Raw genomic sequence first — 674 nt, 5'->3', positions numbered from 1 at the left:
GATGCGCCTGAGGAGTGTAACAATAAGTTCATTTTTGCAAACAAAGTTATATTTATTACCTTATCCAGAATATGGCATAAGCATTAATAATAAAATAAACCGTTGCTCAATAAAAATGCCGGGAAAGATATTCTTTCCCGGCATCAGTAAGGAATGCGTTAACGCGCGGCGCTTTGCATTATTAAAGGCGCAGTGCTGAAGGGAGACGCTGCATTATTTTTCAGCACCCAGACGCGGCCATAGTGGTTGTAATACCCGGCGGCATGACCTGCCTCGTGCCCGATCCCCTGATAGATGTCAAAATGCTGGCCCTTGATGGCACCGCCAACGTCAAGCGCTACCATCATGCGCATCTCGTAGCGGCCGGTAAACTTCCCTTCGTTGTTGAGTAACGGAACTTCTGCCAGCAAAGCCGTGCCCGGCGGGATCAGCGAACGATCGGACGCCACAGAGGCTTTGGCAATCAACGGTACGGCGCTTGCGCCCTTCACTGGCGCAGATGACATCGGTTTAAAGAAAACGAAGGAAGGATTCTGCTCCAGCAGTTCACGCACGTCATATTCGGAGTGCGTCTCGCCCCAGTGGCGGATCGCCTGCATCGACATCTCTTCTTTAGGCACTTCGCCTCTGTCGATCAGCACTTTACCAATACTGCGATAGGCGTGCGCGTTCTT

General features: G+C 50.9%; 1 protein-coding gene. It reads right to left on the bottom strand.

The window, feature by feature from the left end; translation table 11 throughout:
* Nucleotides 1-158 precede the first annotated feature (158 nt).
* On the bottom strand, nt 159-674 hold a 516-nt coding region (mltA, locus tag J5224_RS33165; protein ID WP_264629149.1), incomplete at its 5' end, for a murein transglycosylase A.

Source organism: Candidatus Symbiopectobacterium sp. NZEC135, from assembly GCF_025962695.1.
This window is presented reverse-complemented; position numbering and strand designations above follow the sequence as displayed.